The organism is Streptomyces sp. NPDC050164, assembly GCF_044459945.1.
Lineage (GTDB): Bacteria > Actinomycetota > Actinomycetes > Streptomycetales > Streptomycetaceae > Streptomyces > Streptomyces coeruleorubidus_A.
In genome coordinates, this window is sequence record NZ_JBITJK010000031.1 from 1 (window position 1) to 14595 (window position 14595).

Annotated in this window: 15 protein-coding genes; 10 read left to right on the plus strand and 5 right to left on the minus strand. The window is 71.9% G+C overall.

Annotated elements, in window-relative coordinates:
* Window positions 1-132 precede the first annotated feature (132 nt).
* Window positions 133-876 (minus strand): hypothetical protein, encoded by a 744-nt coding sequence (locus ACIBNA_RS31715; protein ID WP_399168621.1) that lies wholly within the window; start codon window positions 874-876, stop codon window positions 133-135.
* Between the two features lie 167 nt (window positions 877-1043).
* Between ACIBNA_RS31715 and ACIBNA_RS31720 the strand changes: the two genes are divergently transcribed.
* The 5 genes from ACIBNA_RS31720 to leuE all read left to right on the plus strand — a co-directional run bounded on the left by ACIBNA_RS31720 (window position 1044) and on the right by leuE (window position 7209).
* The gene (locus ACIBNA_RS31720; RefSeq protein ID WP_399168622.1) at window positions 1044-1814 is read left to right on the plus strand and encodes an SDR family NAD(P)-dependent oxidoreductase; all 771 of its coding nucleotides are present in this window, start codon (window positions 1044-1046) and stop codon (window positions 1812-1814) included.
* Between the two features lie 114 nt (window positions 1815-1928).
* Window positions 1929-3047: an LLM class flavin-dependent oxidoreductase gene (locus ACIBNA_RS31725; protein ID WP_399168623.1), complete on the plus strand. Its 1119-nt coding sequence runs from the start codon at window positions 1929-1931 to the stop codon at window positions 3045-3047.
* A gap of 206 nt (window positions 3048-3253) precedes the next feature.
* A complete protein-coding gene (locus ACIBNA_RS31730) occupies window positions 3254-4984 on the plus strand; it encodes an amidohydrolase family protein (protein ID WP_399168624.1) in 1731 nt (576 codons plus the stop codon).
* Complete coding sequence (locus tag ACIBNA_RS31735; RefSeq protein WP_399168625.1) at window positions 4981-6432, plus strand: aldehyde dehydrogenase family protein; 1452 nt, start codon at window positions 4981-4983, stop codon at window positions 6430-6432. The genes ACIBNA_RS31730 and ACIBNA_RS31735 overlap by 4 nt, the downstream gene beginning before the upstream one ends.
* Window positions 6433-6558: 126 nt before the next feature.
* Entirely contained in the window at window positions 6559-7209 is a 651-nt protein-coding gene (gene leuE / locus ACIBNA_RS31740) for a leucine efflux protein LeuE (RefSeq protein ID WP_399168626.1), read from the plus strand.
* 29 nt (window positions 7210-7238) lie between these two features.
* Here leuE and ACIBNA_RS31745 read toward each other — a convergent pair whose 3' ends face one another.
* The gene (locus ACIBNA_RS31745) at window positions 7239-7643 is read right to left on the minus strand and encodes a nitroreductase/quinone reductase family protein (RefSeq protein WP_399168627.1); all 405 of its coding nucleotides are present in this window, start codon (window positions 7641-7643) and stop codon (window positions 7239-7241) included.
* Window positions 7644-7740: 97 nt separating this feature from the next.
* Here ACIBNA_RS31745 and ACIBNA_RS31750 point away from each other — a divergent pair, with 97 nt between their 5' ends.
* Window positions 7741-8577 carry an endonuclease/exonuclease/phosphatase family protein gene (locus ACIBNA_RS31750; protein ID WP_399168628.1) on the plus strand — a complete coding sequence of 279 codons (837 nt, stop codon included), beginning with the start codon at window positions 7741-7743 and terminating at the stop codon, window positions 8575-8577.
* A gap of 17 nt (window positions 8578-8594) precedes the next feature.
* On the opposite strand, the gene ACIBNA_RS31755 is transcribed toward ACIBNA_RS31750, so the two are convergent.
* The 3 genes from ACIBNA_RS31755 to ACIBNA_RS31765 form a co-directional block, all read right to left on the minus strand.
* Complete coding sequence (locus ACIBNA_RS31755) at window positions 8595-10124, minus strand: CehA/McbA family metallohydrolase (protein ID WP_399168629.1); 1530 nt, start codon at window positions 10122-10124, stop codon at window positions 8595-8597.
* Between the two features lie 148 nt (window positions 10125-10272).
* The gene (locus ACIBNA_RS31760) at window positions 10273-10923 is read right to left on the minus strand and encodes a response regulator (protein WP_399168630.1); all 651 of its coding nucleotides are present in this window, start codon (window positions 10921-10923) and stop codon (window positions 10273-10275) included.
* The gene (locus tag ACIBNA_RS31765) at window positions 10920-12062 is read right to left on the minus strand and encodes a sensor histidine kinase (RefSeq protein ID WP_399168631.1); all 1143 of its coding nucleotides are present in this window, start codon (window positions 12060-12062) and stop codon (window positions 10920-10922) included. The genes ACIBNA_RS31760 and ACIBNA_RS31765 overlap by 4 nt, the downstream gene beginning before the upstream one ends.
* Before the next feature lie 135 nt (window positions 12063-12197).
* On the opposite strand from ACIBNA_RS31765, the gene ACIBNA_RS31770 reads away from it, so the two are divergent.
* From ACIBNA_RS31770 to ACIBNA_RS31785, 4 genes are all read left to right on the plus strand, one after another.
* Window positions 12198-12887 carry a class I SAM-dependent methyltransferase gene (locus tag ACIBNA_RS31770; RefSeq protein WP_399168632.1) on the plus strand — a complete coding sequence of 230 codons (690 nt, stop codon included), beginning with the start codon at window positions 12198-12200 and terminating at the stop codon, window positions 12885-12887.
* Window positions 12884-13390 carry a DedA family protein gene (locus ACIBNA_RS31775; protein WP_399168633.1) on the plus strand — a complete coding sequence of 169 codons (507 nt, stop codon included), beginning with the start codon at window positions 12884-12886 and terminating at the stop codon, window positions 13388-13390. The genes ACIBNA_RS31770 and ACIBNA_RS31775 overlap by 4 nt, the downstream gene beginning before the upstream one ends.
* A gap of 67 nt (window positions 13391-13457) precedes the next feature.
* Window positions 13458-14312, plus strand: coding sequence for an LLM class F420-dependent oxidoreductase (locus ACIBNA_RS31780; RefSeq protein WP_399168634.1), 855 nt, complete (start codon window positions 13458-13460; stop codon window positions 14310-14312).
* 38 nt (window positions 14313-14350) lie between these two features.
* On the plus strand, window positions 14351-14557 hold the full coding sequence (locus ACIBNA_RS31785; protein ID WP_399168635.1) for a hypothetical protein: 207 nt from the start codon (window positions 14351-14353) through the stop codon (window positions 14555-14557).
* The last annotated feature ends 38 nt before the right edge of the window (window positions 14558-14595 follow it).

The window sequence follows — 14595 nt, forward strand, 5'->3', positions numbered from 1 at the left end:
GCCAGCGTCCTGTGGGCACTCCTGCGTGACAACCGGGCACTCACCTCCGCCCCGCCGGTCACGCAAGCGGCTTGACTTGGTCATTGAGACTCCTGTGGGGGATAGGAAGTGGGCGGTCGGAGGGCCGTGATGTCAGCAGTCGGTCAGTACGGCCTTGGAGGTGCCGTCCACGACACCCGGAGCACCGGCCGCGCCCGGCAGCACGACCGGGCCCTCGACGACCTCCGATGCCACGAAGTTCTGCTCCTCGGTGGCGTTGGTGACGGTCGTCGCCTCACGGGCGTCGATCCGCACCCGCCATTCGCCCGTCATGCGCTGCATCTTCGGCGTGAACTCCATGTGGAGCACCTTGCCGACCGGGACTTCCCGCTGTTCCGTGTCACCGGCGGTCGCCGACTTGACGGTCATGTCGAGGGTGCCCTTGTGCTTGAGCCAGGATCCGCTCAGCGCTCCGAAGAGCCCTCCGCCGCCGCCCTGCTGGGTGACGGTGGACTTGCCCTGCCCCTGTGCGGCGGTCGCCTGCCAGGTGACCGACACCTTCGCCGGTTCGGTGGCGTTCGGTTCGCAGTTCGGGAAGTCGATGGAGGCCTTTTCGGCCGGTCCGTCGAAGGTCTCGAACTTCGTCTCGACGAAATCGCAGTTGTCGGACGCGAAACTCGGGCCGGCGATGGGGTGGCCGCCGAAATCGGAGATCGACTGCTGCTTTCCGTTGAGCACCTTGGCCCTTTGGCACATCGTCATGATCTGCTCGGGTGTCTTCTCGTCGGCGGCGTTCGCCGACGGCAGCAGCACCGTGGCCACGGCACCGCCGGTCACGAGGGCCGATCCGATCGCGACGATCCTGATCTTTCTGTTCTTCAGTCTTCTCTTGGCCATGGGCCAGATCCTGGAAGTTCCCGACCGCCCCCGACAGGGTCAAACATCCCTACTCGCGGGTTACGTGAGAATCGCCTCAGCAACGTCCAGGACTTGCATCTGACGAACCGTCAGGTATCTCGGTACGATGCGGAATCCACCGTGTCCACCGCGCGAAGGGGGCTGCCATGGGCAAGCTCGACGGACGGGTCGTCATCATCACCGGCGCCGCGCGCGGCCAGGGCGAGCAGGAGGCCCGGTTGTTCGCGGCCGAGGGCGCCCGGGTGGTCGTGGCGGACGTCCTCGACGAGCAGGGCGAGGCCCTCGCGAAGGAGATCGGCGCCCGGTACGTCCATCTCGACGTCGGCCGGGAGGGCGACTGGCAGACGGCCGTCGCCGCCGCCAAGGACGCGTACGGCCAGGTCGACGGGCTCGTCAACAACGCCGGCATCCTGCGTTTCAACTCCCTCCTCGACACGCCCCTCGACGAGTTCATGCGGGTCGTCCAGGTCAACCAGGTGGGCTGCTTCCTCGGCATCAGGGCCGTCGCCCCCGAGATGGCCGACGGAGGCACGATCGTCAACACCGCCTCGTACACCGGCCTGACCGGGATGGCGGCGGTGGGCGCCTACGCGGCCAGCAAGCACGCCGTGGTCGGCCTGACCCGGGTCGCCGCGCTGGAGCTGGCCGGGCGGGGGATACGCGTCAACGCCGTCTGCCCGGGCGCCATCGACACCGCGATGTCCAACCCGGCCCGGCTCGACCCGGACGCCGACCCGGAGGAGACGGCCAGGGGGCTCGACCGGCTGTACCGCAAGCTGGTGCCGCTGGGGCGGGTCGGGCGGCCGGAGGAGGTGGCGCGGCTCGCCCTGTTCCTGTCGTGCGAGGACTCCTCCTACATCACCGGGCAGCCGTTCGTGATCGACGGCGGGTGGCTGGCGGGCGTGAGCCTCGTCTGAGCCCCGGCCCGGACTGACGGGCCATCAGCTATTGACGCTCCCGGGGAGCGGTGGAACAGTCGGAGCCATGTATCTGACGGATCGTCAGAACTGACCGTGGGGCGGTGAATCTCCTTGGAATTCGGGGTCTTCGTACAGGGATACGTGGGCAAACGGGCCGAGACCGACCCGCTCGCCGAGCACAAGGCGCTGATGGAGGAGACCGAGTACGTCATCCAGGCGGACAAGTCGGGCTTCAAGTACGCCTGGGCCTCCGAGCACCACTTCCTGGATGAGTACTCGCACCTCTCCGCCAACGACGTCTTCCTCGGGTACCTGGCACACGCCACGGAGCGGATCCACCTGGGCTCGGGCATCTTCAACCCGCTCGCCCCCGTCAACCACCCCGTGAAGGTCGCCGAGAAGGTCGCCATGCTCGACCATCTCAGCGAGGGGCGGTTCGAGTTCGGCAGCGGGCGGGGTGCCGGGTCGCACGAGATCCTGGGCTTCATGCCGGGTGTGACCGACATGAACCACACCAAGGAGATCTGGGAAGAGACCATCGCCGAGTTCCCCAAGATGTGGCTCCAGGACGAGTACGTCGGCTTCCAGGGCAAACACTGGTCGCTGCCGCCGAGGAAGGTCCTGCCGAAGCCGTACGGCGGCTCGCACCCGGCGATGTGGTACGCGGCCGGGTCGCCGCCGTCGTACGCCATGGCCGCGAAGAAGGGGCTCGGCGTGCTCGGCTTCAGCGTGCAGAAGGTCTCCGACATGGAGTGGGTGCTGGAGCAGTACAAGACGGCGATCGTGGATGCCGAGCCGGTCGGTGACTTCGTCAACGACAACGTGATGGTGACGACCACGGCGATCTGTGCGCCGACGCACGAGGAGGCGGTGCGGATCGCGGCGAACGGGCAGCTGCACTATCTGCCGTCGCTGGTGTTCCGGTACCACGACACGTTCCCGCGGCCCGAGGGATTTCCGGTGTGGCCGGAAACGCTGCCGGAGTACACCGAGGAGTTCGTGGAGGTCCTCATCGAGGAGGAGCTGCTGATCTGCGGGGATCCGGACGAAGTGCTCACGCAGTGCAAGCGGTGGGAGCAGGCGGGGGCGGACCAGTTGAGTTTCGGGCTGCCGGTGGGGGTGCCGAGGGACGAGACCCTGCAGACGATTCGGCTGGTCGGGGAGCACGTGATTCCGAAAATCGATACGGATCCTGTGCATCGGACGTCCCGTTTCCGACAGAGCGCGTAATCGCCGTAGGGGTGCGGGCCGTGTGGCGAGTGCGGGTGGCGTGTGGCAGGTCGCGCAGTTCCCCGCGCCCCTAGGGTCTGTCGTTTGGATCAGGTCGCAGGGAAGCGACTGTTCTGCTCGGTGCGTGCCAGACCCCGCGTCTGCGGCGTGATCCAAACGACAGGCCCTAGGTAACTCGTCCCACCGCACATCAGGAGGTGAGCCCAATGCTCGATCACGTAATCCAGGGCGCGACCGTCGTGGACGGGACCGGTGCGCCTGCCTACACCGCCGACGTCGGCATACGGGACGGGCGTATAGCCGTCGTAGGGGCGATCACCGAGCAAGCCCTGTCGGTCGAGGGCGCGCACGGCCTCGTCCTCACCCCCGGCTTCGTCGATCCCCACACCCACTACGACGCCCAGCTCTTCTGGGACCCGTACGCCACGCCCTCCCTCAACCACGGGGTCACCACCGTCGCCGGCGGGAACTGCGGTTTCACGCTCGCGCCGCTGCACCCGGACCGCCCGGAGGACGCCGACTACACGCGGCGGATGATGTCGAAGGTCGAGGGCATGGCCTTGGTGGCGCTGGAGGAGGGAGCGCCATGGAACTGGCATTCCTTCGGGGAGTACTTGGACGCCCTGGAGGGGCGGATCGCCGTCAACGCCGGGTTCATGGTGGGGCACTGTGCGCTGCGGCGGTACGTGATGGGGCCGCAGGCCATCGGGGGGCAGCCGACCGGGGAGCAACTGGCGGCGATGGTCGGGCTGTTGCGGGAGGCCATGGGCGCCGGGGCCTGGGGGTTGTCCACCACCCAGTCGACCAGTCACTCCGACGGCGACGGGAAGCCGGTCGCCTCCCGGCATGCCGAACCGGCCGAGCTGCTGGCGCTGTCGCGGGCCGTCGGGGAGCACGAGGGCACGCAGATCGAGGCGATCGTCGCGGGCTGTCTCGATCAGTTCAGCGACGCGGAGATCGACCTGTTCGTGGAGATGAGCGCTGCGGCGGGGCGGCCGCTGAACTGGAACGTCCTGACCATCGACGCGGCCGTGCCCGAGCGGGTGCCCCGGCAGCTCCTGGCGAGTGAGCAGGCACGGAAGGCGGGCGGCCGGGTCGTGGCCCTGACCATGCCGATCCTCACGCCCATGAACATGTCGCTGGGGACTTTCTGTGCGCTGAACCTCATCCCCGGGTGGGGGCCGATTCTCGGGCTGCCCGTGCCCGAGCGGATCAAGAAGCTGCGCGACCCGGACGTACGGGCCGAGATGCTGCGGCGGGCCCGGTCCAAGGAGGCGGGCGTCTTCCGGCGGCTGGCGAACTTCGGGCGGTACGTCATCGGCGACACCTACAGCGAGGCGAACGCCGGGATGACCGGCCGGGTCGTGAAGGACATCGCCGAGGAGCGCGGCCAGGAGCCCTTCGCGTGCCTGGTGGAGATATGCGCCAACGACGAGCTGCGCACGGTGCTGTGGCCGATGCCGCCCGACAACGACCCGGCGTCCTGGGCGCTGCGGGCGCAGACCTGGCAGCACGAGGACGTGCTGCTCGGCGGGTCCGACGCGGGTGCGCATCTGGACCGGATGTGCGGGGCGCCGTACACGACCCGGTTCCTCGGGGACTGTCTGCGCGGCCGGAAGCTGGTCGCTCTGGAGCAGGCCGTGAAGATGCTGACCGACGACCCGGCCCGGCTCTTCGGCCTGCGGGAGCGGGGGCAGGTCCGGGAGGGCTGGCACGCGGACCTCGTACTGTTCGACCCGGAGCGGATCGACGCGGGCCCGGCCACCCTGGTGCACGACCTGCCGGGTGACAGCCCGCGGCTGGACTCCCGGGCGCTCGGTGTACGGGCCGTGTGGGTCAACGGGGTCGAGGCGATCCGCGACGACGTGGTGACGGGTGCCGTGCCGGGGCGTGTGCTGCGCTCCGGCCGGGATACGGAGACGGTGAGCACGAGGTGACGGCACGGCAGGCGTTGTTCGTCGGCGGCTCCTGGGTGGAGCCGGACGGCGGGCACTACGAGGTGATCGACCCGGCGACCGAGCAGACCGTCGGGTGGGCGCCGGAGGCCTCGCGGGATCAGGTGCGCGCGGCCTGCGCCGCGGCCCGCGAGGCCTTCGGGCCGTGGTCGGCCACGCCTGCGCAGGAGCGGGCCGCGGTCCTCGCCCGCGCCGCGGACATCATCCGGGACCGTCTCGTGCCGTACGCCGAGCTGGCCCGGGCGGAGACCGGCGCGACCACTGCTACCGCACGCGGCATGCAGGTCGGGGTCGCCGCCGCGCGCTTTTGGCGCTACGCGCGCGTGGAGCCCGCCGAGTGGGCGATCCCGCCGCAGATCAACGAGGCGGGTCCGATGGGCGGGGCGGCCGTCATGGGCGCACTCGCCGTCCGCCAGCCCGTCGGGGTCGTCACCTGCGTCACCTCGTACAACAACCCCTGGGCCAACCCGGCCGGCAAGATCGCCCCCGCCCTGGCCATGGGCAACACGGTCGTGGTGAAGCCGGCACCCCAGGATCCGCTGTCGGTCTACCGGATGGCCCAGGCGCTGGAGGCCGCCGGTGTGCCGCCGGGTGTGGTGAACGTGGTCAGCGGCGCACGGACCGAGGTCGGTGAGGCGGCCGTGGCGTCACCGGACGTCGACATGGTCAGCTTCACCGGCTCCACGGCGGTCGGGCAGCGCATCGCCGAGGTGTGCGGCCGCGACATGAAGCGGCAGTTGATGGAGCTGGGCGGGAAGGGCGCGGCGATCGTCCTCGACGACGCCGACATCGGCTCTGCGGTCGCCGGGATCGGCACCACCTTCTCCTTCTACAGCGGCCAGATCTGCACGGCACCGACCCGGGTGCTGGCGCAGCGCGGGATCCACGACCGCCTGGTCGGGCAACTGGCCGAGTACGCACGCCGGTTGAAGGTGGGAGATCCCCGGGAGCCGGACACGGTGGTCGGGCCGGTGATCTCGGCGGCACACCGGGACCGGGTCGAGTCGTACGTCGAACTGGGCCGAAAGGAAGGCGCGGTGGCCGTCACGGGCGGCGCACGCCCCGGTCTGCCGACCGGCTTCTACGTCACCCCCACCCTCCTCGCCGACTGCACCAACGACATGCGCGTGGCCCGCGAGGAGATCTTCGGCCCGGTCGTGGTCGTCATCCCCTTCGACGACGAGGAGGAGGGCGTGGCCCTGGCCAACGACACCGACTACGGCCTCATCGACTACGTCTGGTCGTCCGACGTGGCCAGGGCCTTCCGGGTGGCCCGCCGCCTGCGCGCCGGCGGCGTCGGCATCAACACCGTGGGCCGCAACATGGAGGCCCCCTTCGGCGGCTTCAAGAAGAGCGGGGTCGGCCGGGACGTCGGCTCGTACGCCCTGCACGCCTACAGCGAGGTGCAGGCGATCGTCTGGCCGGGGTAGGAGGTCGCCGGGGAAAAAACTTCACTCGCCTCTCCCACCGGGGACTACGCTCAACGCCGGGAAGCCGTGAGCCGCCAGGAGCGGTGAGCCGCCACGAGCCGTGAGCCGCCTCGAAGGGAGCAGCAGATGCTGGGAGTCTCCAACCTCTCCACCTACGCCCTGGGGACACTTCTCATCATTCTGCTTCCGGGGCCCAGTTCGCTCTACACGCTGTCCGTGGCGGCACGGCGCGGCGTGCGCACCGGCTACAGGGCCGCGGCGGGCGTGTTCATCGGCGAGACCCTGCTGATGCTGCTCACCGCCGCGGGGCTCTCCTCGCTGCTGCGCGCCAACGAACTCGTCTTCTCCGTCATCAAGTACGCGGGGGCCGGTTATCTGGCCTGGATCGCCTTCGGGATGATCCGCGGAGCATGGGAGATGTGGCGCACCCGCAAGGCGGCGGCACCGGCCGAAGGGCCGGAGGGCGCCCAGGACGGCGAGCGGCCGTTCCGCCGGTCGCTGCTGATCACTCTGCTCAACCCGAAGGCGATCCTCTTCTTCATCTCCTTCTTCGTGCAGTTCGTCGACCCGTCCTATCCGCACCCGGCGCTGTCCTTCGGGCTGCTCGCGCTGATCTACCAGGTGATCAGCGTCAGCTACGTGACCCTGCTGATCCTCGGCGGCACCTACCTCTCGACCCAGTTCCGCCGCCGGCGACGCCTTTCGGCGGGGCTGACCAGCGGAGCCGGCGCCCTCTTCCTCGGGTTCGCGGCAAAGCTCGCCACCACGGGCGGCTGACCTACCGGGGATCACACGGGCAGCGAGCGTCACGAGCCCTTTGTCTTCCGGAGATCCACCCGCACGGTCAGGAGATCCGTCCCGAACGCCCGCACCCCCAGGCCGTTGAACCTGGGCAGCCGGCGCAGCCGCGCCACCGGGTCGTCGTCCGGCAGCAGGTGCGCGGACCCCGTGTGCCACCGCCCCCGGATCCGCACCCGCACCCGAGGATCGGCCTTGATGTTGCGCACGTACTGCGACCGTTCGCCGAACTCCGACACCAGCCAGAAGGAGTCGCCGACGCGACGGCCGCCCACCGGTGTGCGGCGGGGCAGGCCCGAGACGCGGCCCTTCGTCTCCAGGACCGTCTGGAGGGGGAGGCGGCGCATGAGCGGGTTGATGCGGCGCTGGAAGGACGTTGCGGCGCGGAACCTCAGGTCGGTGAGGCGTGACATCGTCGGGGGTCTCCTTCGCACCAAGCTCTCACGGTTTCTTCAATGGTTCCTGCTTCAATGATCCCTGACGCGGCGGGACGAGAGCGGGTGGCTGCGGATGCGGATCGTGACCTGGAACCTCTGGTGGCGCTTCGGGCCCTGGCAGGCACGGCAGAAGGCGATTCTGACGGCCCTGAGGGAGCTGCGCCCCGACGTCGTCGGCCTCCAGGAGGTGTGGGCCGCCGACGGCGAGAACCTCGCCGAGTGGCTGGCCGGTGAGCTGGGCCTGCACTGCGCCTGGGCCCCCTCGCCCGCCCCGGAGCGCTGGCGGCGGCGGATCGGGGACCCCACGGTGGACATAGGCAACGCCGTGCTCAGCAGATGGCCGGTCGTGGACCGGGACGTGCTGCCGCTGCCCGCCCCGGCCGACGTGAACGACGGCCGGCTGGCCCTCTACGCCCGCCTGGCCGGCCCCACCCACGAAATCCCCTTCTTCACCACCCACTTCGCCTCCGCCCCGGACGCCTCCGCGGTCCGCTGCGGCCAGGTCGCCGCGCTCGCCGGGTTCGTCGCCCGGCACCGCGGCGACACCCCGTTCCCGCCCGTGGTCACCGGCGACCTCAACGCCTGGCCCGACTCCGACGAGATCCGTCTCATCGGCGGCTACAAGACCGCCCCGGCCGCGCCCGGCCAGGTCCTGCTCGACGCCTGGGAGTACGCCGACCCGGCCGCGCCCTCGGCCACCTGGGACGCGGCCAACCCGTACGTGGCGCAGACCCACGAGCCGAGCGTGCGCATCGACTACATCCACGTGGGCCCGCCCGGCCCCGGCGGACTCGGCCGCGTACGGGACGTCCGGCGGGCGTGCGACGGCCCGGTGGACGGGGTGTGGCCGTCGGATCACGCGGCGGTGGTGGCCGACCTGGCGGGCCGGGCGGACCCGGACGGGACCTGACATCGCTATCGCCGGAGTCACCCGGCGGCGCGCCCCAGGAAGATCGGGTTCGTGAACGCCGCCAGCACCCCCGGCACCGGCCCCGCCGCCGCCTCGTGCCGCAGCTCCGCCCGTACGTACGCCGCGTAGGACGGCGTCGTCCGCCACTCGACGACACCCGAGCCGGACACCGGCAGCGGGGCGCTGGTGTGCAGCACGCCCTGGTCGGTGACGAAGCGGACCGTGCAGCGCGGGGCGCCCGTGACCTCCAGGCGGACGGTGACCGGGGTGTCGCGGTCCACCCGCAACCGCTCACCGATGCCCGCGTGTTCGCCGCGTGCGCCGGACGCCCGGAACGACAGCTCGACCTTGGCGGACTCGGCGATGTACGACCGTCCCGCCCGGATGCCCTCCTGGATCGCCCGGCGGGTCAGGTCGTCGGCCAGGACGACCGTCTGGGGGCGCCCGACGGCGTCCGGGTCGCGGTGGGCGTCGCTGCTGCCCATCGCCGGGATCCAGTCGCGCCCGTCCCGCACGGACGCCACCAGCATGCTGTCCCAGTCGGCGAGGGCCACCTCGTCGTCGGGCGTGTAGGGGCCGTTCCACACCTCGACCGCGTCCGCCTCGCCGAAGCCGAACTTCCAGTTGCAGCCGACGCAGGTGGCGTGCGGGTGGGCCGGGACGACCAGGCCTCCGGCGCGGCGGATCTGGCGGGCGAAACGGCCGAAGCGGTTGTCGCGGGCCCGGTAGCGCCAGTCGACGAAGGTGCCGGGGTCGGTGCCGAGCGCGACGACGTGGCCGTTGCGCGTGGTGACCTCCTCGCCCAGCATGACCAGCAGGTCGTCCCCGGCCACGTCCGACCAGTGGGCGTGCGACGCGTGCGTGTTGTGCTCGGAGGAGTTGATGAAGTCCAGCCCCGCCGCCCGCGCCAGCGCCCCGATCTCGGCGGGGGTGCGACGGCCATCCGAATACCAGGAGTGCAGATGGCAGTCGCCCCGGTACCAGGCACGGCCCCGGCCCCTGGCCCGGTCCGGCGGGTACACGGGCGCTACGGCCTCGCCCGGCTCGCCGTACGTCAGCGTGATCGTGATCTCGTACGACAGGCCCTGCGGGGCGACCGTGTACGGGCCGAGCGCGATGTGCCAGGTGCCCTCGCGCACCGGGCCCGGGATGTAGCCGGGCGTGGCCTGGTCCGCGCGGATGAAGAACTCCGTGCGTGCCCCGCCCGACCAGCCCCTGAAGCCCCGGCCGCCGAGCTCGGTGCCGCGGTCGTCGAAGATGCCGATGTCGAGGGCGTTGCCGGTCGTGCCGGCCGGGACGGACGGGCGGTCGTAGGTGTAGGCGACCTTGATCTCCCGGACCCCGGCCGGGACCTCGACGGGCACGTACACGAAGTCCGGGGAGCCGGGCGGCAGGGTGCCGCGCACCGTTCTGCTCTCCTGGTCCCCGTCGTCCTGGTTCCCGTCGGCCGCTGAAGCGAAGCTCACGCTTCCCAACGTAAGCGCGGCGGCCGCTCCCGTCACGAACAGAGCGCGCCGGCCGAGCCCGCCGTGGTTGTCCTCGCACATGCTGCTGCTCCCCAGGTGTCGTCGGTGACAAGGCATGGGTGGTGCAGGGGTGGTGCGTGCAACCCTTGTATTCAGCCGTGAACCGGCGTGTAAGGGAAGGGAATCCGGGGGCGGGAAGCAGCCGAACAGGCCGGGTCGGACGGGGAGTTCAGGCGGTGAGCCCGGCGTCGCGGGCCAGCAGGGCCGCCTGCACCCGGTTGGTGACCTCCAGCGCGGCGAGGATGCGGCTGACGTGGGCCTTGACGGTGCTCTCGCGCATGCCGAGGCGGTCGGCGATGTCGGCGTTGGTCTCGCCCTGGGCGAGCAGGGTCAGCACGTCGCGTTCCCGGGGCGTGAGCCGGTCGAGCCGGGCGCGGGCGGCGGTCGCCTGCGGGCCGCCCGAGCGGTGGTGGCGGTCGATGAGGCGGCGGGCGGCGCTGGGGTGGAGCATCGCCGAGCCGGCGGCGACGAGGTGGACGGCGCGCAGGATCTCGGCCGGGTCCGTGTCCTTCAGCAGGAAGCCGTCGGCCCCGGCCGCGAGGGCGTCGTAGACGTACTCGTCGAGATCGAAGGTGGTCAGCGTGATCACCCTCGGAGGGTGGGGCAGGGCGCGCAGCCGGGCCGTGGCCGTGATGCCGTCCATGCGGGGCATCCGGACGTCCACGAGGGCGACGTCGACGCGGTGCGCGGTGGCCTGTTCGACGGCGTGCAGGCCGTCGGACGCCTGGGCGACGACCTCGATCCCCGGGTCGCCGTCGAGGAGGTCGGTGAGGCCCAGGCGGACCAGGGCGTCGTCGTCGGCGATCAGGGCGCGGATCATGTGGGGGTGCCGTTCTGTCCGAGGGCGGCGGGGTGCGGGATGCGGGCGGCCAGCCGCCAGCTGCCGGCCCCACCGGGTCCGGCGTGCAGGTGGCCGCCGAGGGCGGTGACGCGCTCACGCAGGCCGACCAGCCCGAAACCGGAGGCGACGGCGTGTGCGGCCGGGCTGCCGGGGGCGTTGGTGACCTCCACGGTGGTGGCGGGCGGCCGGTAGCAGAGCTGGATGCGCACCGGGGCGCCCCCGGCGTGCTTACGGGCGTTCGTCAGCGCTTCCTGGACGAGCCGGTAGACGGCCAGCCGGTGGGCGGCGGGAGCCTGCTCGGGCCGGCCCTCCACCCGCAGCGCGGCCTGCTGCCCCGCCGCCCGTGCCTGCTCGACCAGTGCGTCCACGTCGCGCAGGACGGGGACGGGAGCGGCCTCGGCGGGCTCACAGCCGGGGTCGCGCAGGGCTCCGAGGACGTCGCGGAGGTCGGCCAGGGCCTCGGTGGAGGCGGTGCGCAGCAGGGCCAGGCGTTCCACGACCGGTGCCGGCAACTGCTCGTCGCGGGTCGCGAGGACGCCCGTGTGCAGGGCGATCAGGCTCAGGCGGTGGGCCAGTACGTCGTGCATCTCCGCGGCGATCCGGGACCGCTCGGCGGCGCGGGCGGCCTCCTCGCGCAACTCCCGCTCGATCCGCAGATGCTCGACCTGGTCGCCCAGCGCCGTCAGCAGCCGGCGGCGGTTGCCCACCCACAGCCCGCCGACCAGGGCCAGCAGCACGAACAGGGTGGAGCCGTACTGCTGCGGGGTCCACAGCGAGATCGCCGGGGGGATGAGCAGGTTGGTGCCCAGCGCCGCCGCGGCGCAGCCCACCGCGATCCGGGCACGCCGGTGCGCCGCCAGGTCGAACAGTGCGAGGAGGAGCAGCGGCAGCAGCGGCCATCCCCACAGCCCGGTCGCCGCGGTGGCCGGCAGGGCGGCGGCGTACCAGGGCAACCGGCGCACCAGCAGGGCCAGTCCGCACAGGACCGCCGTGACCGTGGCCGGCGTGACGTACCGGCCGCCGGCGGTGGAGGCGCCGTTCAGCACGGCGAGGGCGGTCAGCACCGCGACCAGGCACCAGCGCCCGTAGGTGCCCCACGGCAGGCTCACTCTCCGCATCACCCCCCGGATCCTAGGCGGGCCGGGCATGTCCGGCCTCCGACCTCGGTCGCCCTCCACCGCCTACTTTCGTAGGGGACAGCCGCCCCACAACGAAGGACTTCCGGGCTCAGGCTGCTTCCTAACATCGCAACCATGGATTCCCGAACCATGGACTGGACGTTCCTCACCGAAGCGGCCCGTGATCCGCGCACCACCGGCGCCGTCACCCCCAGCGGCAAGGCCCTGGCCCGTGCGCTGACCGAGCCGCTGCGCGCCCTCGCACCACGGTCGCTGACCGTCCTGGAGGCGGGAGGCGGAACTGGAGCGGTCACCCGCGCCCTCGTCCCGCAGCTGCCGCCCGGCAGCCGCCTGGACGTCGTCGAGGCCAACCCCCGCTTCGCCGCCCGGCTGCGCCGCCTCGTCGACACGCACCCCCTCCTGGCCGGGGAGCCCGAGCGGGTCCGGGTCCACCGCTCCTACGTCGAGGACCTGCCCGGCGAACAGCGCTACGACGTGATCGTCTCCGGCCTGCCCCTGGCCAACTTCACCCCCGGCCAGGCCGAAACGATCATGGCCCGGTACCTGGAGCTCCTGCACCCCGGCGGCACCCTCACCTACTTCGCCTACCGGGGCACCCGGCAGGCCCGCACCCTGCTGTCCTCCCGCACGGAGGCCCGCCGGCACCACGCCGTCGAGGAGGTGATGGCCGCCTACCGACGCCGGTACGCCACCGGCCGCTGGTCGGTGTGGGCGAACCTGCCCCCGGCCAGGGTGTGGCAGCTGCGGCGCCCGCACCGCGGCGCGCCGGACGCGCTGCATGACGTCACCGGAGCCCGCCGGTGACCGTCCCCTCGGACCTCCTCGGCCACGTCCCCGCCACCACCGCCTACGCGGTCCTGGTGGCGGCGGTCCTGGCCGAGTCCGTCCTGCTGGTCGGCGCCTTCGTCCCCACCCTCGGCCTGCTGCTGGCGGCCGGGGCGCTGGCCCGCACCGGGCATCTGAGCCTGCCGCTCGTCGTCGGGGTCACGGCGGGCGCCGCGGTGGTCGGTGACCTGCTCGGCCACCGCACCGGAGCCCTGCTCGGCGACCGCCTGCGCACGGGACGCCTCGGCAGCCGGGTCCCGGCCACCGCCTGGCGGAACGCCGAGACCCGGATGGACCGCCGCGGCGGCCAAGCCGTGTTCCTGGCCCGCTTCGTTCCGGTGCTCCGCACGCTCACCCCGCACCTGGCGGGCGCCACCCGCCTGCCCTACCACCGCATCGCGCCCTACAGCGCGGTCGCCGCCCTGCTGTGGGCCACCGCTGAGGCCGGCGCCGGCTATGCGGCGCTCGCGACTGTCACCTGAGAATGCAGACAGAGTATGCCGACCGGTCGGTATGGACAGTCGAGTGACCCTCGGGTAGAGATAGCTCATGCGCATCGCCGTAACGATCTTCCTCACCGACGAGACGATCAGCCCGACCCGGCTCGCCCGCGACCTGGAGGACCGCGGTTTCGCCGGGCTGTATCTGCCCGAGCACACGCACATCCCCGTCGAGCGGACCACCCCGTACCCGGCGGGCGGCGAGCTGCCGCGCGAGTACGGCCGCACCCTCGACCCGTTCGTGGCGCTCGGCCAGGCCGCCGCCGTCACCGAGCGGCTCGGCCTCGGCACGGGCATCACGCTCGTCGCCCAGCACGACCCGATCGACCTGGCCAAGCAGGTCGCGACCCTGGACCACCTGTCCGGCGGCCGGTTCACGCTCGGGCTCGGCTTCGGCTGGAACGTCGAGGAGGCCGCCGACCACGGCGTACGGTGGCGCACCCGGCGCGAGCTGGTCCGGGACCGGATGGCGCTGATGCGGGCGCTGTGGTCGCAGGAACCGGTCGCGTACGAGGGGGAGTTCGGCGGCGTCCGGGCCAGCCACGCGCACCCCAAGCCCGTCCAGAAGCCGCGCGGCCCGGTCGTCGGCCCGCGCACGCTCGTCGGCGGCGCCGCAGGGCCGAAACTGTTCGCCCACATCTGCGAATACGCCGACGGCTGGCTCCCCATCGGCGGCCGCGGCCTCTCCGAGTCCCTGCCGCAGCTGCGCACCGCCTGGACCGAGGCGGGCCGCGACCCCGAGGGCCTGCACGTCGTCCCGTACGCCGTCCACCCGACCCCGGGCAAGCTCGCCCACTACGCGGACCTGGGCATCGAGGAGGTCGTGGCACAACTGCCGCCGGCGGGGGAGGCGGAGGTGCTGAAGGCACTGGACGGGCTGACGCGCTATCTTCCAGGTACCTGACAACTCGGCGGAGCGCACGGGGGGAGCAGCACAGCGTCATGAGGATTGCCTGGTTAGCGTGGCTCGGGCGGCATTTCGCCGAATACGGCTACAGCCAAGGCCTGTTGCGCGGAGCGATCGGCACGCTCGCCGTACTGTTGACCGCCGCGCTGGTCTGGTTCACCCTGCACCGCCACAGGCCCCTCGCCGTCGCCCTCAGCGGCCTCGTGTCCGCCCTGGGCATCGGGTGGCTGGCCTTCCACTGACGGGCCTCGGCTGAGTTGATCAGCGCGATCGTATGCTC